The 243-nt window shown below is 59.7% G+C and carries 1 protein-coding gene; it reads right to left on the reverse strand.

The annotated features are described in order from the left end of the window. On the reverse strand, nucleotides 1-243 hold a 243-nt coding region (locus tag QN347_RS20715), incomplete at both ends, for a hypothetical protein (RefSeq protein WP_323494533.1).

Consider the following 243-nt stretch of genomic DNA (forward strand, 5'->3'; position numbering starts at 1 on the left):
TGACGGAACTGATCGTCACGCCGGCGAGATCATCCAGCAGCACGAGCACGCGCGTCAATAGCTGTCCCCATTCGATCTCGACTATGCGGCCGGGCAAGCGATTACGCAGGCTGATTTGCCCCTGTAAATTCTTGGCCAAGGCCACTTCGGTTTCCTTGAACAGCATCTGTACCGGCTGCGCCGCCTGCCAAGTCGCCAATTGCTGCGCGCTGCCCAGCAAGGTCGCCGTCAATTGCAGTGCAC

Source organism: Sphingomonas sp. 10B4 (assembly GCF_035019905.1).
In the GTDB taxonomy this organism is placed as follows: Bacteria; Pseudomonadota; Alphaproteobacteria; order Sphingomonadales; family Sphingomonadaceae; genus Sphingomonas; species Sphingomonas glacialis.